The organism is Vibrio sp. TMPB1044, from assembly GCF_030442075.1.
Classification (GTDB): domain Bacteria; phylum Pseudomonadota; class Gammaproteobacteria; order Enterobacterales; family Vibrionaceae; genus Vibrio; species Vibrio satsumensis.
In genome coordinates, this window is record NZ_JAUJED010000022.1 from 40538 (window position 1) to 65586 (window position 25049).

Annotated in this window: 6 protein-coding genes; 4 read left to right on the forward strand and 2 right to left on the reverse strand. The window is 45.2% G+C overall.

Features of this window, described 5'->3' with window-relative positions; all coding sequences use genetic code 11:
- The first annotated feature begins 235 nt into the window (after positions 1-235).
- Entirely contained in the window at positions 236-18202 is a 17967-nt protein-coding gene (locus QQ041_RS15465; RefSeq protein ID WP_285954382.1) for a retention module-containing protein, read from the forward strand.
- A gap of 266 nt (positions 18203-18468) precedes the next feature.
- Here QQ041_RS15465 and QQ041_RS15470 read toward each other — a convergent pair whose 3' ends face one another.
- Positions 18469-19077 (reverse strand): toxin-antitoxin system YwqK family antitoxin, encoded by a 609-nt coding sequence (locus QQ041_RS15470; protein WP_061018270.1) that lies wholly within the window; start codon positions 19075-19077, stop codon positions 18469-18471.
- Positions 19078-19259: 182 nt separating this feature from the next.
- Positions 19260-19754, reverse strand: coding sequence for a peptide-methionine (S)-S-oxide reductase (locus QQ041_RS15475; RefSeq protein ID WP_146489909.1), 495 nt, complete (start codon positions 19752-19754; stop codon positions 19260-19262).
- Positions 19755-19994: 240 nt separating this feature from the next.
- Here QQ041_RS15475 and QQ041_RS15480 point away from each other — a divergent pair, with 240 nt between their 5' ends.
- From QQ041_RS15480 to tnaA, 3 genes are all read left to right on the forward strand, one after another.
- Entirely contained in the window at positions 19995-21107 is a 1113-nt protein-coding gene (locus QQ041_RS15480; protein ID WP_285954383.1) for a GTPase, read from the forward strand.
- Positions 21094-22767 (forward strand): GTPase, encoded by a 1674-nt coding sequence (locus tag QQ041_RS15485; protein WP_285954384.1) that lies wholly within the window; start codon positions 21094-21096, stop codon positions 22765-22767. Before QQ041_RS15480 ends, QQ041_RS15485 begins: the two co-directional genes overlap by 14 nt.
- A gap of 752 nt (positions 22768-23519) precedes the next feature.
- Positions 23520-24992 carry a tryptophanase gene (gene tnaA, locus QQ041_RS15490; protein WP_146489912.1) on the forward strand — a complete coding sequence of 491 codons (1473 nt, stop codon included), beginning with the start codon at positions 23520-23522 and terminating at the stop codon, positions 24990-24992.
- Positions 24993-25049: the final 57 nt, after the last annotated feature.

Sequence of the window (25049 nt, forward strand, 5' to 3'; positions counted from 1 at the left end):
AATCCCAGCCACAATACCTAGATTTGTGAAAAGACGTCTCGTCGCACAGACATGGCATTTTTTATGGGGAAGACTAGGCTTAAGAGTAAGTAAACTATAAAAAAACAGGTGAAATACTTCTCTCTTTTCAAGCCGATTGGGCATAACAATGGATTGCCATTGATGAGAGCTAAATATGTGTTTAATTAAAACCTGAAATTGCTATTACAAATAATTTTCACAGCTCTAGAGAATAGTGCTTTGTGACAACGGGGGATATATGGATATCGAAGTTTCGCGCCAGGTTGCGGTAGTTGAAGCAACTAGTGGAGATGTCGTCGTAGTTAAGCCTGACGGCAGCGCAAGAAAGATTTCAGTTGGCGATATCATCCGTGAAAATGAGATCGTGATTACGGCCAACAAGTCAGAGCTTGTATTAGGCGTTCAGAATGATTCGATTCCGGTTGGAGAGAATTGTGTTGGCTGTGTTGATGAGACTGCCGCATGGGTAGACGCTCCAGTCGCCGGTGAGGTTAATTTTGACTTACAGCAAACAGACGCAGAAACCTTCACCGAAGACGACTTTGCTGCAATTCAAGAAGCCATTTTAGGTGGTGCGGATCCGACTCAAATCTTAGAGGCAACGGCTGCTGGTGGCGGATTAGGTTCTGCAAATGCTGGCTTTGTGACGATTGATTATAACTACACCGAAACTCAGCCATCGACATTCTTTGAGACCGCTGGTCTAGCAGAACAAACCGTTGATGAAGACAGAGAAGAGTTCAGAACGATAACCCGTTCAGCTGGTGGTCAATCTATTAGTGAAGAGCTCCATGAAGGCTCGATATCAGGCAATACCTATCCTCAATCCTTAACGATTATCGAAACGATTGTTGCTGGTAGTTTGGCTCTCTCTCCTGATTCCTTCGCTCCAGAAGCACTATCCCTTGCTTCACTACTCAATGAACTAAACAGTGATATTACCTCAAGTGGTCAGCCCGTTACGTTCACTTATGATGCGGCGACCAATTCTATCGTCGGTGTTCTAGGTTCGGACGAAGTACTACGCATTGATATTGAAGCTATCAGTGTTGGAAATAACATTGAACTATCGCTGACCACAACAGTTTCTCAACCTATTGACCATGTGCCTTCTATTGGTGGTGGCCAGGTTTCTTATACTGGCGATCAAATTAATATTGCCTTTGATGTTCAAGGTGAAGATTCCGCAGGAAACCCGATAGCAGCACCAATCAGCGCACAAGTTACGGTGTTTGACTGGGAGGACCCGTCAGCAGAAAGCGTGACTATCACTAACGTTGAAACTAGTAGTGCAGCTATCGAAGGAACCTTTTCGATTATTGGAAGTGATCATCTTCAATCGGCAGTCTTTGATGTTAGTGCTCTGGACCAGTTTGATGGGTTGCTTAGTGATAATCAAAACACGCTTGCCAGACTTTCTGATGATGGAACAACGATTACTCTGTCCATCCAAGGCCGAGGTGAGGTTGTTCTCACTATCTCGCTTGATACCGATGGCACGTACAATTTCCAACAGTTTAAGCCAATCGAAGAAGTGAGCTCCGACACTCTTTTGTTTGCATTACCAATCACGGTTACCGATTTTGACCAAGATGTTGTAACCAATACCATCAACATTGCCATCACTGATGGTGATAGCCCTGTTATCACTAATGTTGACAGTATTGATGTTGATGAAGCGGGCATTGTTGGCGGCTCACAAGAGGGCACGGCGCCAGTTTCAGGCAGCGGCAGTATCACCGCGGACATTTTTGAAAGTGATATCATTGACCATTATGAACTTGAACCAGCAGAGTTTAATACTGGTGGCAGCTTGGTTTCAAATGGCGAGGCTGTGCTACTTGAGTTGATTGATGAAACCAACGGTGTAAGAACTTACGAAGGTTATGTTGAGGTCAATGGTTCGAGAATTACAGTCTTTGACGTTAAAGTCGATAGCCCTTCATTAGGCAGCTACGAATTTAATCTGTATGAAGAGCTTTCTCACCAAGGCGCTGAAGACGCGTTGTTGACCTTTGCATTGCCAATTTATGCCGTTGATGCAGATGGCGACCGCTCTGCACTATCTGGAGGTTCGAACACACCAGAAGCTGCTGAGATTCTCGTTAATGTCACAGATGATGTTGTTGAGTTAGTCGATAAGGTTGAATCTGTCACTGAGCCGACTTTAGCGGGCGATACCGTGGTTTCGTATAACCTATTCAACTTTGAAGGTGCAGATGGCTCTACAATTCAATCGTTTAATTATGATGGTGTTGATTACTCGCTAGATCAAAGCCTGCTCCTCGATGCTACTCAAACTTTCGGTTTTACTGAGGGTGTCGTCACTATCTCATTAAACGGTGATTTCAGTTTTGAAGTCGCTCGTGATATCGACCACTCAAGTAGTGAAACTATAGTAAAACAGTTTTCATTCTTAGCAGAAGACGGCGATGGGGACACTGATACTTCAACGCTTGAGTTAAGCATTACCGATGGTCAAAACCCGGCGATTAATCTGATTCCGCCTGTTACTTTATCTGAAACGAATCTAGCTGATGGTTCTACACCAAGTGGAAGCACAGTAAACACAACCAATACGATTACCTTTACCGCTGGTAGTGATGATGTGGCGAATTTCCGCATTGAGCCAACCGAGTTCAATGTAGGTGGTACACTCAAATCGAATGGTTTTGTGGTAGAGATAAAAGAAGATTCAGCGAATCCGGGCACATACATCGGCTTCATTACCGATGGTTCAAATACTGAAATACCAGTGTTTACGATTAGCTTCTCGGCCACCACTCTTGGTGAATACACCTTTACTTTGTTGGAAGCGTTGGACCATGTGGATGGCCTAGATAAAAACGATCTAAGCTTTGATCTTCCAGTTTATGCGGTAGACAGCGATGGCGATGACTCATTGGTCTCGCAACTTAATGTGACTATCGGTGATGATGTTCAAATCATGCAAGATGGCACATTAGATATTGTTGAGCCTAATCTGGCTGACGGTAAGGTTACAACGAATACTATCGATGTAATGCCGGATCAAAGTGCAGATGGCGCGACGATTACTCAGTTCACCTATGACGGTCAACTTCGAACGCTTGACCAGAATGATACTGGCGAGCAACAGTTTAGTTTCACTGAAGGCGAGTTGTTCATCACGCTGCAAGGTGAGGTGCGATTTGAACCAAACCGCGATCTCGACCATACCACGAGCGAAGACATCGTGAAGTCGATTGTGGTGACCTCAAGTGACTTCGATAAAGATTCGGTTACTTCAACGGTTACACTGACCATCACTGATGGCGATATCCCAACCATTGATGTTATTCCAACGGTTAGCTTATCTGAAACTCATCTGAGTGATGGTTCGAACCCGAATGGTAGTGCGGTTAGCCAAACAGAAACCATCACTTTTACCAACCAAAGTGATGATGTTGAAAAATTCCGCTTGGAGCCGAGTGAGTTTAATACTGGCGGTACTCTAAAATCTGATGGTTTAGTGATTGAGATTCGAGAAGAGCCAGCGGGATCGGGTAACTACATTGGCTTCACCACCGACAATTCAAATGTCGAGACCACAGTCTTCACACTAGCATTTAGTAGCACGACATTAGGCGAATACACCTTTACGCTGATAGAAGCGATTGACCACACACCAATTCAAGGTAACAACGACCTAACGTTTAACTTGCCAGTGTACGCAGTCGATAGCGATGGCGATGATTCTCTAATGTCGCCTCTTGCAGTGACGATCACCGATGATATCCAGGTCATGGCAGATAGCGCGTTTACGATTGAAGAGCCGACTGTGGCTGATTTAGCCACGGGCACACCGACAACCACGACCGTGAATGTTCTTGATCAAGAAGGGGCTGACGGCACGACCATCACCCAAATCAATTATGACAACGGCACAGTGTTTACGCTTGACCAGAGCAATACGGGAGAGCAGAAATTTGTGGTTGCTGAAGGTTCGCTCTATGTCACGCTGCAAGGTGATGTGCGCTTTGAACCAAACCGTAATCTCGACCATACAAGTGGAGACATCGTTAAGTCGATAGTTGTGACTTCAAGCGACTCAGATAATGATGTTGTTACTTCTACGGTCACGTTGACTATTGCTGATGGTGACATCCCAACGATTGATAATGTCCCGAGTGTTACTTTATCCGAAACTAATTTGAGTGATGGTTCTACGCCAAGCGGTGCTGCAGTAAGTCAAACAGAGACGATTACCTTCACTAATCAAAGTGATGATGTGGCGAGTTTCCGTATTGAACCGACAGAGTTCAATGTTGGTGGGGCGCTCAAATCAAATGGGCTGGTGGTTGAGCTAAAAGCAGACCCAAGCACACCAGGTAGCTATATCGGTTTTGTGACTGATGGTTCGAACGTCGAAACCAACGTGTTCACGATCAGTTTCTCTAGTGCTAACCTAGGCCAATACACTTTCACTTTATTGGAAGCGTTAGACCATGTGGATGGTTTAGCGAACAACGATCTGAGCTTTGACCTTCCTGTTTATGCGGTAGACAGCGACGGCGATGATTCATTGGTGTCACAGTTGAATGTGACCATCGGTGATGATGTTCAAATCATGCAAGATGGGGCTCTAAATATTGTCGAGCCGACGGTTGCTGATTTAGCGGCGGGAACACCGACAACAACGACCGTTAATGTGTTTGATGAAGAAGGGGCAGACGGTGCGACCATCACGCAATTCACTTATGATGGCGGGGCTGTATTAACGCTTGACCAGAACAATACTGGTGAGCAGAAGTTCGTTGTTGCTGAAGGTTCACTGTATATCACTATCCAAGGTGACGTTCGCTTCGAGCCGAATCGTAATCTCGACCATACTAGTGGAGATATCGTGAAACAGATCGAGGTCACCTCAAGCGATTTCGATAAGGATACAGTGACCTCTACCGTCACCCTGACGATTACCGATGGTGATATCCCGACCATTGATACGGTGCCAAGCGTTACTCTGTCTGAAAGCAACCTTGCTGATGGCTCAGCGTCAAGTGGTAGTGCTGTAAGTCAAACTGAGACGATTACCTTTACTAGTCAAAGTGATGATGTGACCAGTTTCCGCATTGAACCAACCGAGTTCAATGCCGGCGGTGCTCTCAAATCGAATGGGTTTGCGGTAGAGATAAAAGAAGATTCTGCTAATCCTGGCACTTATATCGGCTTCATTACTGATGGTTCAAATGCTGAAATTCCGGTGTTCACGATTAGCTTCTCGACCACGAACCTTGGTGAATACACCTTTACTTTATTGGAAGCGTTAGACCATGTGGATGGCCTAGCAAACAATGATCTGAGCTTTGATCTTCCGGTTTATGCGGTAGACAGCGATGGCGATGATTCTTTGGTGTCTCAACTTAATGTAACCATCGGTGATGATGTTCAAATCATGCAAGATGGCACTCTAGATATCGTTGAGCCAAATCTGGTTGATGGCACGGTAACAACCAATACCATTGATGTAATGCCAAACCAAAGTGCTGATGGTGCAACGGTTACTGAGTTTTCTTTTGGTGGCATCGTTAAAACGTTGGATCAGAGCATCGTAGGCGAACAGCAATTCAGTTTCACAGAAGGTGAGTTGTACATCACCCTTCAAGGTGAGATGCGCTTTGAGCCCAACCGTAACTTAGACCATTCCGTTAGTGAAGACATTGTTAAGTCGATAGTCGTGACATCCAATGACTTTGATAACGATCCGGTGACAGCAACCGTTACTTTGACCATAACCGATGGCGATAACCCGACTATCGATGCTGTTCCGAGTGTGGCACTTGAAGAAGCGGATCTGGCTGATGGCTCATCACCAAGTGGTAGTGCGGTTAGCCAAACAGAAACCATCACGTTCACGAATCAAAGTGATGATGTTGAAAAGTTCCGCTTAGAGCCGAGTGAGTTTAATACTGGCGGTACCCTGACATCTGATGGCTTTGTGATTGAGATTCGAGAAGAGCCTGCGGGATCGGGTAATTACATTGGCTTCACCACCGACAATTCAAATGTAGAAACCACGGTCTTCACACTTGCATTTAGCAGCACGACTTTAGGTGAATACACCTTCACTCTTTTAGAAGCGATTGACCACACACCAATTCAAGGTAATAACGACCTAACGTTCAACTTGCCTGTGTACGCGGTTGATAGTGATGGTGATGACTCTCTGATGTCGCCTCTGGCTGTAACGATTACCGATGACATTCAAGTCATGGTGGATGGCGCTCTCAGCATTGAAGAGCCGACTGTGGCTGATTTAGCCTCGGGCACACCGACAACCACGACTGTGAATGTTCTTGATCAAGAAGGTGCAGACGGTACGACCATCACCCAAATCAATTACGACAACGGCACAGTGTTTACGCTTGACCAGAGTAATACGGGAGAGCAGAAGTTTGTGGTTGCTGAAGGCTCGCTCTATATCACGCTGCAAGGCGATGTGCGCTTTGAACCGAACCGCGACCTTAATCACTCGGGCGGGGATATCGTCAAGTCGATAGTCGTCAGTTCAAGCGACTCTGATAGTGATGTGGTGACTTCGACAGTAACGCTAACCATTACCGATGGCGATCTACCAATCATCAACGTCATTCCTGGTGTGAGTCTTTCTGAGGTCGATCTGGCTGATGGCTCTGCGCCAACGGGCAATCCAGTATCGATGACTCAAGTGATTACCTATACCGAGGGTAGTGATGATGTTAGTCATTTCAGAATTGACCCTGCTCAGTTCAATACTTCGGGGGCTTTGAAGTCGAATGGCTTAGAGGTTGAGATTAAAGAGCAGCCAGCGAACTCTGGGAACTATATTGGATTTGTAAAAGACGGTGCTAACGTAGAAACCAACGTCTTCACGATCAGCTTTTCAACCACCAATTTAGGGCAATACACGTTTACGCTGCTTGAAGCGTTAGACCATGCAGATGGCTTGCAGAACAACATCTTAAACTTCGATGTACCTGTGATAGCTGTGGATACCGATGGTGATGAGTCTGCGATGTCACCAATGACAGTGACCATTACCGATGATGTACAAGGTGTACAAGACGGTTCATTGAATATTGTTGAGCCTTCACTGGCGGATCTCGTGGCGGGCACTCCAACTACGCCAACCATCGATGTAATGCCGACTCAAAGTGCTGATGGCGCAAAGGTCACCCAATTTATTTACGATGGTGGTACAGCCGTCACGTTAGATCCGAATGTATCGACAGAGCAGGTGTTTACCGTAACCGATGGTTTACTGTACATCACGATTGAAGGCGAAGTTCGTTTTGAGCCAAATCGAAATCTGGATCATTCTGCGGGTGATATTGTTAGAACGATTGTTGTAACGACCAGCGACTTTGACAACGATACTGATACCGCGGATGTCACATTAACGATCCAAGATGGGATTGATCCGGTCATCGATGTTGTTCCTAGCGTGAACTTATCGGAAGTGAACCTAGCAGATGGCTCAACGCCGAGTGGTTCTGCGGTGAGTTCAACACAAACCATTACCTACACCGTGGGTAGTGATGACTTAAGCCACTTTAGAATTGCGACCAACGAATTCAACCCTGGTGATGTTCTGAAATCAAATGGTCTTGTTGTTCAGCTAAAAGAAGATCCTGCTTCACCTGGCGATTACATCGGATTTACTGATGATGGGGCGGGTAACGTAACCAATGTATTCACCATTGATTTTGATAGTGTCAATAAAGGTCAGTTCACCTTCACGCTGATTGAGGCACTCGATCACGTTGATGGCGCTCTCAATAACGACCTTAACTTCAACTTGCCTGTTTATGCAGTGGATACTGATGGTGATGACTCAGTTAAGCGTGATGTTGTTGTCACCATTCAAGATGACCTGCAACAAATGCAAGATGGCACGTTAACCATCACAGAGCCAAATACTGGCACACCAACGACCTCGACCGTTGATGTTTTGCCTACGCCAAGTGCTGATGGGGCAACTATTACACAGTTCACCTATGACGGTGGAGCTGCGATTACTTTGGATCAAAGCATCAGCGGTGAGCAGGAATTTGTTTTCACTGAAGGCTCGCTGTTTGTCACTTTGGATGGCGATGTGAGGTTTGAACCAAATCGTAATCTTGACCACTCTGCAGGCGACATTGTTAAGCTGATTGAATTTACTTCATCTGATTTTGATAAGGATATTTCCTCTTCAACGGTCACACTCACTATCGTTGATGGTGATGGACCAACGTTGAATGTAGTGCCGAGTGTTAGCTTGTCTGAAAGCTTACTGGCTGATGGTTCAACGCCGAGTGGCAGCCCAGTCAGCGTGACCCAAACCATTACTTCACTTGCAAGCAGTGATGACATCGAGAAAATTGTCGTCGAAGTAGGGTTGTTTAATAACAGCGGTGTATTGAAGTCTGATGGCCTTGAGTTGAGCTTGCGTGAAGAGCCTGCTGGTTCAGGTGACTACATAGCATTCACAACGGATGGCTCGGGTATTGAGAAAGTTATCTTCACTCTAGAATTTGATAACACCAACCCGAGTGAGTACACGTTTACTTTGTTAGAGCGTTTGGATCATGTAGACGGATTAGGAAACAACGATCTCAGCTTTGATTTGTCTGTGTATGCACAAGACACCGATGGCGATATTTCAACGTCTAAACCGCTTTCTGTGACCATCAGTGATGACGTTCAATTGATGCAATCTGGTGCTCTTAGCATCACAGAGCCAAGTACGGGCACGCCTACCACAACGACATTTGATGTGATGCCTGCACAAAGTGCCGATGGCGCCACCATAACCAAATTTACTTATGGTAGTCAGCCTGAAGAATCTCTGGTGCAAAGCAATACTGGTGAGCAAGAGTTCGTATTTACGGAAGGTTCGCTGTTTATCACGCTTGAAGGTGATATGCGCTTTGAGCCGAATCGAAATCTGGATCATTCTGGTGGTGACATCGTTAAGACCATTACCGTGACATCAGAAGATAAAGACGGCGATAGTGTCACTTCGACTGTGACACTGACGATTTCAGATGGTGCTCCACCGGTAATTGATACGGTACCAACGGTTGCATTGGAAGAAGCGAATCTTGTGGATGGCTCATCTCCGAGCTTACCTGTGAGCCAAACTGAAACGATTACTTTCACAGCGGGAAGTGATGATGTGCGTCATTTCCGTATTGATACCACCCAGTTCAACACGTCGGGCGATTTGAAAGCGGATGGTTTGGTGGTTCAGTTAAAAGAAGATCCTCTAAATAGCGATCATTATATTGGTTACGTTGAAAGTGGTGGTGTCCAAACCGATATTTTCACTATCACTTTTAGTAGTGTGGTGCTAGGCGAATACACGTTCACTTTATTGGAAGAGCTCGATCATCTGCCTGTGCAAGGCAACAACGATCAAATCTTCACTTTACCAGTGATCGCAGTCGACCAAGACAATACCGATTCTGTGATGAAACCTCTTACGGTTACTATTACTGATGACGTGCCAGTCATAACTGATACGACGGTTGCGAGTACGTTTGTGGTTGATGAAGATGACTTGGGCTCTGTGGTTTCACAAGCGACAGGTGCATTTGTTACCACAGAAGGTGCTGACCAAGTAGAGGTTTACGAACTGCGCAATATCTCTGCGCTTGAAGCGACATTGACCTCTGGAACTGAAGCGATTTCTATTACAGAAGTCACAGGAGCCGCGAACACAACCACCTATCAAGGTACGACGACAAGCGGTACTCCTATCTTCACGCTCGCGTTAGCGAATGACGGCTCTTATACGTTTACGTTGTTAGGTCCTCTAAACCATCCAACAAGCCCGAATTCCAATACCTTAACGATTCCATTCGATGTCGTTGCGGTTGATGGTGACGGTGATGACTCTAATCAATATGTATTGCCAATCGAAGTGCTCGATGATGTGCCAGTAATGAGTGCGCCAACAGGTGAAACGGTTGTTGATGAAGATGATCTTGCTGGGGTTGGTTCGGATCAATCCGAAGATACCTTTATTAACGGACTATTCACGGTTGATGAAGGTGCCGATGGCGTTGTTAAGTATGAACTGGTCGATGAAGACTTAGTTATCGCGGGCTTAACCTCTGATGGAGAAAGCTTAGAGTGGCTGCCTGTTTCACAAAGCGGCACAACCTTCACTTATGTTGCTCAGACGGTAACCAGCAATCAGCCTGTGTTTGAAATCATTTTTGATACCTCAAATAACAGTTATCAATTTGAGTTGTTCAAACCACTTAAACACCCTGATGGCACGGATGAAAACACCATAGAGCTTGATTTCTCTGTCGTGGCCGAAGATTTCGACCAAGACCAGTCGAATGCTATCGATTTGAAAATTACCGTGACTGATGATGTTCCACTGGTGACAACCCAGTCGATTACTCGTCTTGAAGGTCAGGGCTATGGTAACTCCAAAGTCGACATGTTTGCCAATGCGACGGATGTGGGTGCTGATGGTGCTGTTCTGAGTCGAATTGAAGGTATTACTAGCAATGGCGCTGATATCGTTTTCCGTACAGGAAATAGTGGGCCTTACAGTGATGGTTTCGATTTAAACAATGGTAGTCAAGAGGTTCGAGTATACGAGCAGACCAATGGAGGTGTTGATACCCGTGAACTTGGTCGATTGCGTATTAACTCAAATGGTGAGGTTGAGTTTAGAGCTAACAGTTATCTAGAGCATAACGGTGAGACAATAGATTTCTCTATTAATGTGATTGCAACAGATGGGGATTTAGATACATCAGAAACACCATTAGATATCACTATTACAGATCGAAATTCGTCAGCTATCTCGCTGAAAGTGACTACGTTTGAGGATGCGGGTAGAGATTTAACGATACCTTACGCATCGGGTGACGAACCCGCTTTTGAGAATGATCAAGATAACCAAAGTGGTCTGCCTAATGCGCCAGCGCAAGTTGCTCTGCAAGTTAACTTATACGACCAAGATAACAATGAATCTATTGGGCAGTTGACGATTAAAAGCCCGAATGGAGGTGACAGTCACCAAGGTACTTTTTATTACTTTGATAGTGTTAGCTCTAAGTACATTGAATTAGTGCCTCAGCCAAATGGGAGCATTATATTTGGTCCTCCTCAACTCGAACAAAGCTTTGCTCCAAATCCGAATGAACCAAGACAAACTATCGCGACGATAGAAAACCTATTTTTCGTCCCTGATCAACACGCTAGTTCAGATGAAACTGGTGGCCGAGTTCGCTATGAACTCGAAATTGATAACAATGGTTCACTGGATCACACTATCAATTCAAACTTCAGAATCGAAATTGAAGCGGTGGCGGACATCGCGACTTGGGATGACGCCAATAGCACGTATCAATATCAAGTGAATGAAGATGAAGACAATGTCACGCTGCAGTTGAATGCAGAGTCACAAGACAATAGCCAAACGGAAACCATCACTTATGAGCTTGAAGCTGTTCAAGGCGACGGCAAGTTTGAATTACTTGATCAAAGCGGCAATGTTTTAACACCAGTTAATGGTGTTTACGTTATCGCTGCTGCAGATATTAATAGCACTGTGGTTAACCCAATCGATAACTTCTCTGGGCAAATTGAATTCAAAGCGACAGCCATTACAGAAGAGGCACACAACCCATACGATGACTCGGCGAATGGTGGAGCAAACGATAAGACAACTGCTCGCTCTGTCGAACAGAATATTATCATTGATGTGACTGCCGATGCCGATCCGGGAACCTTCAGTGTTAACAGGATTCGTATTAACGAAGACAACATTGATGATCCAGATTATATCGGTCCTCTGGCTAACAAAGATGCCTTCACGCTGGACGAAGTGATCACCATGAACGGCTCGGTGGACGCTGACGGCTCTGAAGAGTTGTTTGTTCGTATCAGCAATATTACTGAAGGTGCGGTGCTCTATTTCCTAGGGACCACGAATGTCGTTCCAACGGTCACTATTAATGGTATCGATTACCAAGAAATAGCGTATTCCGATTTAGCAAACGTTGAGGTTGTTCCAACCAAACACAGCAATGTAGATTTCACCTTCGATGTAACGGGCGTAGTCAAAGACACTGCAAACCTATCAACGGGTGCTCAAGTCGATGAAGAAATCCTGGGGACTAAAACGGTTAATGTTGAGGTGAAAGGTGTTGCTGATACTCCTTATGGCGGAACGAATGGCACGGCTTGGAGTGCTATTACAGACGGCTCTGTAAATGGTGTGCAAACGACGATTCAAGAGAGCCAAAATGGCGATAGCTATGCCGAGCTTGATTTCACCGTATTGTCGGGTGAGAGAAAACCGGAGACTGGCACCACACCATTACCGGACGATGGTTCAGAATCCATAACCGTTATCCTTTCGGGTATTCCTGATGGCGTAATTCTGGAGGATGGGGACGGTACGGTTATTGACCTTAACTTTGTCGGTTACGAAACCGGGCCGGGTGGTAGCCCTGACTTATCTAAACCTATCTATGAAGCTAATATTACTGAGGCGGGTAAAACGTCAGGGATCCGTATCAGACCTGTGGACTCTTCAACTGAGAATATTCATATTCAAGGTAAAGTGATTGTGACTGAGAACGATGGTCACACGCTTACGTTCGATCAAGAAATTCGAGTGCTAGTCGAACCTAAAATCGATACTTCTGCGACGTACAACACGGTTACTAATGGTGATGAAGATACCGCGATCAACATTGATTGGCATCCAGAGGGCACTGATTATATTGATGATGATGAACATTTCACCTCGATAGTCATCAGTGACATTCCGAATGATGTTGAAAGTGTTGTGGTTAATGGCGATGTTACATGGGCTTACGATGCCGCTGCAGGTACTTTAACCATCACTCCGAAGAGTGGTCAGACGGCAGAAGACTTTACTCAGATCGCGCTGAACAATAACTTTATCCAGATAACGCCAGCTCAAGATTCGAGCACCGACTTTACGCTTAATACGGTTGTAATGATTGAAGAAAGAGATCATGAGTATGTTGATGCAACTGATCCTGGTCAGGGGATTGCAACAGCCACAATCACGGGCTCGATTGATGTGCGTGTAAGACCGGTTGTTGAACCTGGAGATGCCGACAACAAGATTGTTGTTTCAAACGAAAATGGCACTGGAGATCTCACTACGATTACGGCTGATGCTAATGGCGTAATTAAATTTACAACGAACAGTGATAACACATCAATTTCGGATGAATACGTTGTCCGATACCAAGAAACAGATTTAAGCACAGTAGAAGAACAAGTCGATGAAGTGATAGTCCAGTTAACTAATACCGACGGAAGTGCGCTGTCTGATGAAGTGTTGGGACAACTCGTCGTTAACGGGGCTGCATACGAAGGTGGTGGCCGTTGGGTTGTAACCAATGAAGATGCCTTCAGCGTCAGTGCTCCTCGTGGGCTAGATTTCACCCCTGCCAATGATGCAGATGATGTCGTTACTGATTTCAATGATATCAAGATGACAATTTTCACCTTGGTATCAGATCCTGGTGATGCTAACAATGAGACGTCTGCTCAAGTGCAACGTACGGGAGAGGTCACGCTTTCTTATCCTGAAGTGCTGACAGCCCCAGATAAAGTTGCTGCTGACATTGCTCTAGTGCCAGACAGTGTTATTGATGCCATTGAAGATACACAACTCGATCTTGGTATAGCATTAAATAGCTTGATTACCTTCTCGGGTGAAGACGACTCGACTGACCAAGTAACGATTGTTATCGACGACAGCATCACTATAAATCCAGGAACGCCAAATGAAGTTACATTCCCAATCAGCGTATCTGGCAATAGTGATATTGATTTCGTTAACGGAAAATATGTATTTGAGACAACCGTAGAACAGGGTGTTTCAACAGACTTTGCTGGGTTGCTGCTCAATTTACCTGCAGACTATTCTGGTGACTTTAGGTTGCCAATCTCGATCGTGACTAAAGACCTTCTATCGGGTGATGAGAAGACGTTAGACACAGAGGTGGTTATTAAGGTAGCACCAGATGCAGAAACGGACCCAACAATTGAAGTTAATGTTGTAGGCTCTCTTGATGATCTCTTCAATCCTGTTGATAACGACGGCCAGGCTGGACAAGATCCAGTAGGTTACGAAGACACCTATATTCAGCTCGACTTCAACTCGACCATTTCGGATCAAGTTTCAGGTTTAGAAGGTGGTCAAGAAGAGTTTACGTCCATTACCTTGACCTTGGATGATCCTTCGGTAGGGGCATTCTATGACGATACGGGCGCGTCATTAGGAACAACTGTGACGTTTAATCAAGCTGAAATCGCGGCTGGTGCACTCGATAACGTGCTCTTTAGGGCAATAGCGAATTATCCAACTGGAAATGATATTAACCAAGTGCAGATTAATGTCAGCGGCACAGTGACAGATACAGCATCCTATAATGATCCTGCTTCTCCTGTAGGCACTGCAGCAGACTCAGACACTTTCAATACGAGTGTTAGTTTTGATGTTGTTCCGGTTGTCGATGATGTACTTGTCACAGGGCCGGGCAGTGACCCTGATGTGATTGAGATTACGGGTAATGAAGATCAGCCTATTTCACTGTCTGGAACAGGGCCAGTATCTATTGCATTGACTGACCTCGATGGCTCTGAGCAGTTTGTTTCGGTTAAGTTTACAGGTGTGCCAGACGGCTTCTTGATGAGTGCAGACTCGGGTTCAGCTTACACGATAAAGAACAACGGTGGAGGTGAATGGAGTGTTCAACTACCGCAAGCCTCAGGGCTGTCATTTGACTTGAGTGAGTTGTCGATTTTACCTCCTAAAAATTTCAGTGGTACCGCTGAGTTTGGCGTTGAGGTCTTCACTCAAGAATCTTTGTTGGGTGTGCCTACTGCGGCGGCAAATCTACCAAGCTTCAAACTGCATGTGGTACCTGTGGGCGATGATGTAGATACCAACCCAACCGATTCTGTGACAGGCAATGAAGGTCAAAACATTGATATCGAAATCAATGCGACGATTTTGGATAAAGAGCTATCTGCAACCGGAAGCGGCACTTATACCGAGAATGCGCCCGAGACACTTCGAGTAGAAGTTGCTGGTGTTCCTCAAGATGCCTCTATCTACCATCTAGATGGAACCACCTTGGCTAGCTATGATTCAGTGACACAGATCTGGACTCTTGATGTTCCGGCTCAGTCGCTAGATAAGATCGTATTTAACTCCGGTGAGCATAACAGTGACACAGGTAATGTGCTGGGCATTAATGGCCCACTACAGATTACCGTTCGCTCTGTTGATACGGACGCTGATAACACGGAATACTTAGGTACTCCAACGAGCTTCGATGTTGATTTAGTGATTGATCCTATTAACGATCAACCAACGTTTGTGAATGTCACCAACATTGAAACGCAAGAAGACTCAAGTGGTGTGGCGATTGACAACTTTAGCATCTACGACGTAGACGCTAATTTTGATAACCCGGATGCACCGTATGTACTGACGTTGGAAATTGACCAAACATTGCCGGGAGCACAGGGCGTATTTGAGTTTACAAGCTCTCCAGATGTGACGTTTGTATTGCAACCTGATGGCTCGCTGGTGATTACGGGTAAAGAGGCCGACATCAATACGGCATTGACCAATGGAGCGGTGACCTTCAAACCAGACCCAGACCAGAATTACCTTAGTCAGGGTGGGTTAGTGACGATCAATGCAACGCTCGATGACGGTGGTAATAACGGTCTGATTGACGCGGGTGATCCGAATACCGCTCAAACCAATCAAACTACCTTCACCATTAAGGTGACGGAAGTGAATGATGCTCCGGTGGCAAACAACGTTGATCTGGGCTCGATTGCCGAGGAAGGCCAGCTTGTTATCGTTGAAGGTGATTTAATTACAGCAAGCTCTGACCTTGAAAATCATAACCTCACCGTAACGGGTGTGACCCTTACTCAAGGCCAAGGTCAATTACAGCGCTTTGAAAACGCTGGTGGTGCTGATAACGCTGCGATTACGGGCCCATTTTGGATATTTACGGCTGCTGATGATTTCAACGGTGACGTTAAATTCGATTACAGCATCATCGATGATGGTACCACCAACGGTGTGGATGACTTCCTAACAGACAATGCGGAAATCAGCCTTGTAGTAACAGAAGTCAATGACCAACCGGTAGCAAGCAATGTTGACTTGGGTACCATGCTTGAAGAAGGTCAGTTGATCATCAAAGCTGAAGACCTGATTGCAGCGACGACCGATCCTGAGGGCGATGCCATCACCGTGACTGGAGTCGTTATCGACCAAGGTCAGGGGCAGCTTCAGAAGTTCGAAAATATCGGTGGTGCGGACGACAACTCGATTGATGGCCCATACTGGGTATTTACGGCTGCAGATGATTATAACGGGGACGTTAAGTTCACTTATACCGTAGAAGACAATGGCACGACTAACGGTGCTGATGACTTCTTAACGGATACTGCAGAAATCAGCGTTGTGGTGACAGAAGTGAATGATCAGCCAGTGGCAACCAATGTTGACTTGGGTACCATGCTTGAAGAAGGCCAATTGATCATCAAAGCTGAAGACCTGATTGCAGCGACGACTGATCCTGAGGGCGATGCCATTACCGTAACTGGAGTCGTTATCGACCAAGGTCAGGGACAGATTCAGAAGTTCGAAAATGTCGGTGGTGCGGATGACAACTCGATCAACGGCCCATATTGGGTATTCACAGCGGCCGATGATTACAATGGCGACGTTAAATTCATTTACACCGTGGAAGACAATGGCACAACCAACGGGGCTGATGACTTCCTAACGGATACAGCAGAAATCAGTGTTGTGGTGCAAGGCGTTAACGATACGCCTATTGTTAATGGTGACAACGTCACTAATTTAATTGACGAAGACGCCGGTCAGTTGTTGAGTGGCATTAATGTCACTGACCCCGATTATGTTGATTCCTATGCTAATGACTTAATGACAGTCACGCTGACAGTGGATTACGGCACATTGAATGTAGTACTCCCAGCAGGGACGACTGTGATGGTTAACGGCAACAACACCGGTTCGATCATCTTAGTCGGTACTCTTAACGATTTGAATGCTCTGATTGATACGCCAACCAGTCCAAGTGGTGTTTACCTCGATGCGAGCTTGTCTCCAACCAATAGCATTGGATTGGAAGTCATCGCCAAAGACAGCGGTAACCCTTCTGGTATCGCGATTGAAACTGCGCCAGTGGTTTATAACATCGCGGTGACACCAGTGGCGAATGCGCCAACCTTGTCTATTGATCCGGCATTCAACTATGTGAGAAATATTACGACCAGCTCATCTGTGGTCGCTAATAGTGGAGTCGCTTTAGTTGGAATTGTCGCTGCATTGACGGACATTACTGAAGAGTTAACGCTGAAGATCAGTGATGTTCCGGATGGTGTTGATGTAACCAGTGATGTGGGTACGGTTTCGCTGGTGGGTGATACTTGGATAGCGACCGCTGATGCGATTGATAGTCTAAGACTCGTCGAGCAGTCATCATTAGGTAAACCGTTAACCCCGGGTAATTACACCTTGAAAGTTGAGGCGGTATCTGAAGAGGCGGACAACAACGATATTGCGATATCTCAAAACATCGATCTGAATCTCAATATTGTTGCCAATCCAATAGATCTCGATCTGTCTTCTGAAACAGACGATGTGCAACTTTTAGCGAGTAACTTTGATACCAACCTCACTGGCGGTGCTGGAAATGACCGACTTGTAGGTGGAGCGGGTGACGATACGCTGGTTGGCGGTGATGGTAACGACACACTCATTGGTGGCGGCGGTTCCGATATTCTAACCGGTGGCAATGGTATGGATTCGTTTGTATGGCTCAATATTGAAGATGGCGTTGAAGACACCATTACCGATTTCAATCTATCTGAAGGCGATCAGATTGACCTACGAGAGGTGTTGCCGGAACTGAAGGATGCCACTGTAAACATGACGACGCTGTTACAACATATCGATGCAAAAGTGGATGGAAATGATGTAGAGCTAACCATCAACCCTGATGGTTTGGGTACCACAGAGCAAGTGATCGTGGTTGAAGACCTTGCTCCTCAGTTAACGCTAAGTGGCACCATGCCGTCAGATATTTTGGATGCGTTAGTGCAACAGAATGTCATCACTCACGGTTAACGCGCCCTAGGTATTAGAATCTAACGATTAAACTAAAGGCGAACCATAAAACCAAACGAAATAGGCCAGCAATGCTGGCCTATTTTTTGTTACGGTATAAATCGAAAACAATTTATTTCAAAGAGTTGTGGATCAGAAACTCTTCTTCAACACCTATTCATGCACAGTTACATGAATGCTCGTTTTGATAATGATTAACCCTATATAGATGAGCTCTATGAACTATTTAATATAGGGTTGGTTATATAAAGTTAGCATGTACAGAACTAGCTTTGGGTAGGCATCCACACTTGTTTAGATATGACTTTGTGGTCTTTGAAGGTCAGTTCTTCAACCTTGTCACCGTTAGTATTCCAGCGAGTGAGTTTCCCGTTTGCCACTTCGCCTTCGTCAAATTTCGCTTGGCTAGCTTTGTTGCCATTTGGATAGTAATCCGTTACCAGCCCATCTTTTTGTCCGTCACTGTATTCTGCCGTTAGGCTTTGTTCGCCATTTGGATACCATCGAGAAGCAACACCCGACAGTTCATTGTCTTTATAATTGAGCTCTGCTTTTTTCTGCCCATTGGGGTACCAGGTTTCGGCTTTACCTTGCAGTTCACCTTTGACGTAGTTCACTTTAGAAGCGACTTGACCATTTGGATACCAGTTGGTTTCTAAGCCAAGTTCTAGGCCATCGGCAAACTGAGCCTGGGTCGCGATTTGGCCATTATCGAACTTCTCTTCAAATTGACCGGTAAAGGGTTTTGAGTGGTTTACTTGGTAAGCCACGCCTTTGCGCATCTGTAAGTAGTCGACAGCATCTTCGCTGGTGGCCGCATAGCTCATAGAAGATACCGTACTAAGAGCAATTAAGATTGGAACGTATTTCTTCATAATGACACCTTTTTAATGGACGGGGAAAATGTAATCGGTGTGTTAAAAGCATTCCATTTTCCCGAACGGCTGTCAGTACTTATTACTGGTTTTCAAGTTTTCACTATTGGTGTGTCGTATTGGGGAACTTTATTTGATTTTCGATTTGATGGTGAAATCGAGCCATCGATAAGTACTTGAGCCTAAGGTTTGTATTTATGCAGCAGATCCCAAGGGATATGGCATAAGTGGTGATCTTCAGGGAAGTGGCTTAGGTGATGCTGGTGGATGTCGTCGCTGGCAACATAGTTGGTCAATGGCAACACCTCAACAGCGATACAGTCGGCGTCATTTCTTGAAGCAATATAGTGTTTAGCTTCTGTTAAGTGTTTCGCATCAGTGCTGTATACGCCTGTTCGGTATTTCTCTCCCACATCGACACCTTGTTTATTGACGCTGTAAGGGTCAATAATCTCAAACAAGTGTTCTATCAGAATCGTTACTGACGTGATGCTTGGATCAAATTCAATTTGTACGCACTCTGCGTAGCCATCGTAATCGCTTTGTACCGTCCAGTTTTCTGCTAACTGGGCGTTTCCATTAGCACGGCCTGCTTCTGTGCTGATAACGCCAGGAACGTACTTAATAAATTCTTGTACGCCCCACAAGCAGCCACCAGCTAAATAAATTTGTTCCATACTTCTCTTTGAGCTCTCTGTGTTTGTTGATGTTCGTTAGGTACGCGAATCAATACGATGATACCCGCACGTATAAAAAATCGTCTATAAAAAAGGAGCGCGTAAATAAAAACAAGTGTTTAGGCATTGTAAACCTGTGCGACTGAACAAACATAAGTTTAATATGATTTGTGATTATATAAGTCAGTATTGCTTTGTCATCAACCCGAATCTCAACATCAAGTGAGCGTTACTCTAAACATGTTTGATCAAATAAAAGACTTCATCAATCCGAGTAAGAACCCAGACCTTACTCAGGCCCATGAATATCAGCGCAAGCATCTTCCTACATTGTGGCTGTTAGGCAAGACGGGGGCGGGTAAGTCATCGTTTATTCAGGCGGTCACGGGTGACTCTTCGGTTGAAGTTGGAAATGGTTTTGCTCCGTGCACCATGACGGCAATGTCTTATGAATTCCCACAAGACAAACCGGTGATGCGCTTTCTCGATACCAGAGGCCTAAGTGAAGCGAATTACGATGCGAAAGAAGATCTGGAAGAGATTGGTCAGGCAGGTAATGCGTTAGTCGTTGTGATGAAAGCCGACGAACCTGAACAATCCGCTGTGCTTGCGGCTCTAAAACAGATTAAGAAACGGAAGAAGATCAAACACTTGTTGCTTGTTCATACTGCGGTGCTGTCTTCCAATGAAACAGACCGTGCGAGGCAGATTCAGTTCAACATCAACCAAGTAGAAAAGGTGTGGGGAAAGGGATTTGAATCGGTTGCAGTGGATTTTGAAACGGATGACGAGAGCAACAACAGTGGCGCAATCTACAATTATGAAGCCTTGATTGAACAGCTGACTAATATGCTTCCTGTTATTGGCATGATGGTGGTCGACAAAGAACATTCTACTCAAGAAGAGGCCAACTTTGACCAAGTAGAAAACGAAGTGCTTTGGTATGCAGGAAGTGCCGCGGCGAGCGACCTGATTCCGGGTGTTGGTTTGGTGTCGGTGCCTGCGATTCAAGCGAAAATGCTTCATAGCTTAGCCAATCAATATGGGGTTGAGTGGAACAAGAGAGTCTTCAGTGAGCTAATAGGCACTTTGGGAAGCAGCTTTGCAGTGCAATATGGCATGAAGCTCGGAACTCGACAGCTGATAAAGTTGATTCCGGTTTATGGTCAAACGGTCGGCGCGGTTGCAGCTGCGGCCATGAGTTTCGGCACCAGCTATGGTTTAGGTCGAGCGGCTTGTTTTTACTTCTATCATAAGAACAAAGGCGAAGAAGTGTCTGAACAAGAGATGCAAAAGATCTACAAAGAATCCCTGAAAAAAGGTAAGGCGGCGTCGGGCTATGAAGAAAATTAGAAACCTGTTTCGATTACTGGCCGTCCTATCGAGCGGGCGTTGGGGCATTGCGCTGATTTCGGCAACCTTCCCAAGCCTCATCATGATGGGTTTTGGTCTGTTTTTGGCCGTCAAATACGGCTATCTGTTGGAAATGTCGATTGCTATTGCCGTGAGTACCTTGGTGTTCACCATTCCTTTATACATTTCTAGCCGTTCTTCTCGCCAACTAACTGATAGCAATGCGTCTGCTAACTCAGCAAGCGATAGTGATACTGAATCATCGCCTAAGAGTGCTGATATCAATGATGCGTTAGTCAATGATGCGATGGTCAAAGCATCCGATGAATGGTCCCAAGCTGAGTTGTTGATTTGGAACGACTCGAAACACTACGTGCGTCAGCAATTAAGTGGCGAGATAGAGTGGGGCAACCTAGACCAAACCGGTTTAGAGGTGCTTGAGTTTGTCGCCAAAAAGTTTGATAAAAAATCACTCGATTTTTCGATTCCTGAAGGCCTAAAACTCTTCGAAGAGGTCAGCCGCCGCTACAAATTAGTGGTGAAAGAACACATTCCCGGCATTGAGTATCTCAAGGTTTCTTACATCAAAGCGGGCTACGAAGCCTACGACAAATACGGTGAGCTAGGGCAGAAGATCTTCAAAGCGGCTATCTGGGGTAACCACCTTAAAAACCTATATTTGAATCCACTTAAGGTGATTTCTGATTTAGGTCGAGAGCAAGCGACATCGACCATGACTAAAGGCGTGATCGATGACATGCAATACGCTGCCAAACAAGCCTTACTCGATGAAGTCGCTGCGGTGGCGATTGACCTCTACAGCGGGCGTTTCAGCATTGAAGATGACGCGCTGAAAGCGTCCGATGTTTCTGAAATCGATGAACAACGCTTTGCTCCTGAATTAGAGCCTGTACGAATTGTGTTAGTTGGTCAAACGAGTTCTGGAAAGTCTTCACTTATCAATGCACTGAAGCAAGAGTTGGTTGCAGAAGTGGATGTACTGCCATCAACCGATACTTCAACGGTTTACAATGCGTTTGTCGATGACAATGACGTTCGAGTTGTTGATCTTCAAGGGCTTGATGGCAACCCTAAAACCGAAGCCTTAATGCTGAAAGAGATGACCCAAGCCGATGTGGTGTTATGGGTACTTAAAGCTAATCAATCTGCACGTGATTTAGATAAGCAGTTGAAAGATAAGTTTGATGCTTTCTATGACGATTCTAAGAACATCTCACGTAAGAAGCCGATAGTTGTCTCGGTAGTCAATCAAGTCGATAGGTTAAAGCCTGTAGACGATTGGCAGCCGCCGTATGATTTGGATAACCCGATATCGGCCAAGGCTAAAATTATTGCTCAAGCGCTCGAATACAATCAAACACTGCTGCAAACCGATATTGCATTGCCACTGGCGATTGCTCCTGAAAAGGCGCAGTTTGGTTTAGATGTTTTAAGGCAGACGTTGCTCGAGCGTATCGCAGACGCCAATAACGTGCAGAGAAATCGCCAACGTTTTGAAGCAATGAAAAGAGGGACGTCGGTTAAAGGACAGCTGAACAAGGCGGTAAAAGCCGGTAAGAAGGTGGCACCAAGTGCATTGAAAGCCGCAACACCGAAGTTAGCTGAAATGGCGATTAAACAAGTGGTTAAGAAGAAGTAACCCGATCTAACAGAACTGGCAACCAAGCTCTGATGAAGCTGAAGAAGAAGTTAACGAAACTCAGTGATTATCAGAGCTTGTTTTATTTACCATTAGTTATAATTAATCCTCTATTACCGCAACTCCGTATCACTACAGTTATTTGTCGGCACTAGTTAATTCCGTGAACTAGTTTAATAGTATATAAACTGACGATATTCACAGTTTATATAACACGCTATCGTATTTAATTTTCATTCTAAATATTGATCACATTTATACTTTCTTTCGCTGTATTTATAAAACAATTGCACTATATTTAAATTTCGGATCACCTTGATTTCAACGTAGGGATATATTGTGAACATGTATCTGAAATGGCAATCAACAACATGGCTAACCTTGTTAGCTTGGTATACTTTAGATCATCAGCTCTCGTTCCACCTTTCTTCAGAGTAGTACCCTCTAGGCGTCACGCGCCAGCAGAGCCCATGAGCTTTGCCCAATCCTATTAATTTCGTCTTTAAGACATCTCGTAACTCATGCGTTTAGTATTTGTTTTTATGCATGGATATCTTGTCTCTTAGATATTATTAATTGGAGTCTAATCAATACGTCATTGATTAAATAATTTATTTCTAACTATTAATTTTTATCGTAATTATCACGAGTGTGATCGTGCGTGAAATGAAATTAATGGTGATGACTCGTGACATCTAAAAATAATGAATTTGGCTTTTTCGCCTTAGGCTGAATTTTTGAAAGGTACTATTATGGAAAATTTCAAACATCTACCAGAACCGTTTCGTATTCGCGTCGTAGAGCCAGTAAAAAGAACAACTCGCGCCTATCGTGAACAAGCCATTGTCGAAGCGGGTATGAATCCATTTCTACTCGACAGTGATGATGTGTTCATCGATTTGCTGACCGACAGCGGTACGGGTTCAATCACACAACGTATGCAAGCAGCGATGTTGATGGGTGATGAAGCCTACAGCGGCAGTCGCAGTTACTATGCACTGTCGAATGCGGTGAAAGATATCTTCGGCTATGAGCTGACTATTCCTACTCACCAAGGGCGTGGCGCAGAGCAGATTTACATTCCGGTTCTGATCAAGAAGCGTGAAATGGAGAAGGGGCTGGATCGTAGTAAAATGGTCGCCTTGTCGAACTACTTCTTTGATACAACGCAAGGCCACACTCAAGTAAATTGCTGCGTGGCGAAGAACGTTTATACCAAAGAAGCGTTCGACACCTCAGTGAATGCCGACTTCAAAGGCAACTTCGATATCGTCAAATTGGAAGAAGCTATCTTAGAAGCGGGCGCGGCCAACGTTCCTTACATCGTGAGCACTATTACTTGTAACTCGGCTGGTGGACAACCTGTTTCGATCGCTAACCTCAAAGCCGTATACGAAATCGCTCAGAAGTACGATATTCCAGTGATCATGGACTCTGCTCGCTACGCTGAAAATGCCTACTTCATCCAGCAGCGTGAAGCCGGTTATCAAGATTGGACTATCGAACAAATCACGCGTGAGTCATACAAATACGCGGATGGTTTGGCTATGTCGGCCAAGAAAGATGCGATGGTACAAATGGGCGGCTTGTTATGCTTTAAAGACGACTCTTTCATGGATGTGTATACAGAGTGTCGAACCTTGTGTGTCGTGCAGGAAGGTTTCCCAACCTATGGTGGCTTAGAGGGTGGTGCGATGGAGCGCCTTGCGGTTGGTCTTTATGACGGCATGCGTCAAGATTGGTTGGAGTATCGCATTGGTCAGGTTCAATACCTTGTTGATGGCTTAGAAGCGATGGGTATCGTGTGTCAGCAAGCGGGCGGTCATGCTGCGTTTGTCGATGCGGGTAAATTGCTTCCTCATATTCCAGCAGGTCAGTTCCCAGCACATGCTTTGGCGTGTGAATTGTATAAAGTGGCAGGTATCAGAGCGGTTGAGATCGGGTCCTTACTGCAAGGTCGCGATCCAGCAACGGGCGAGCAGCATCCATGTCCTGCTGAGTTATTACGCTTAACCATTCCACGCGCGACTTACACACAAACACACATGGATTTTATTATTGAAGCGTTTGAGAAAGTGAAAGAGAACGCAAGCAAAGTGAAAGGGCTCGACTTTACCTATGAACCGCCAGTGTTAAGACACTTTACGGCGCGCTTGAAAGAGGTAGAAATAAGCGAGAAACAAGCAGGAAAAAAGAATGAACAAACGCTCGAAGAAGCATTTTAAAATAAAAACATAAGCGAATAGTCACAATCGCAAAGGCTCCTGTTGGAGCCTTTTTTT

Coding starts and splice junctions, on each gene's coding strand:
- QQ041_RS15470 (WP_061018270.1), bottom strand. CDS start 19,077: ATGAAGAAATACGTTCCAATCTTAATTGCTCTTAGTACGGTATCTTCT.
- QQ041_RS15475 (WP_146489909.1), bottom strand. CDS start 19,754: ATGGAACAAATTTATTTAGCTGGTGGCTGCTTGTGGGGCGTACAAGAA.
- QQ041_RS15480 (WP_285954383.1), top strand. CDS start 19,995: ATGTTTGATCAAATAAAAGACTTCATCAATCCGAGTAAGAACCCAGAC.
- QQ041_RS15485 (WP_285954384.1), top strand. CDS start 21,094: ATGAAGAAAATTAGAAACCTGTTTCGATTACTGGCCGTCCTATCGAGC.
- tnaA (WP_146489912.1), top strand. CDS start 23,520: ATGGAAAATTTCAAACATCTACCAGAACCGTTTCGTATTCGCGTCGTA.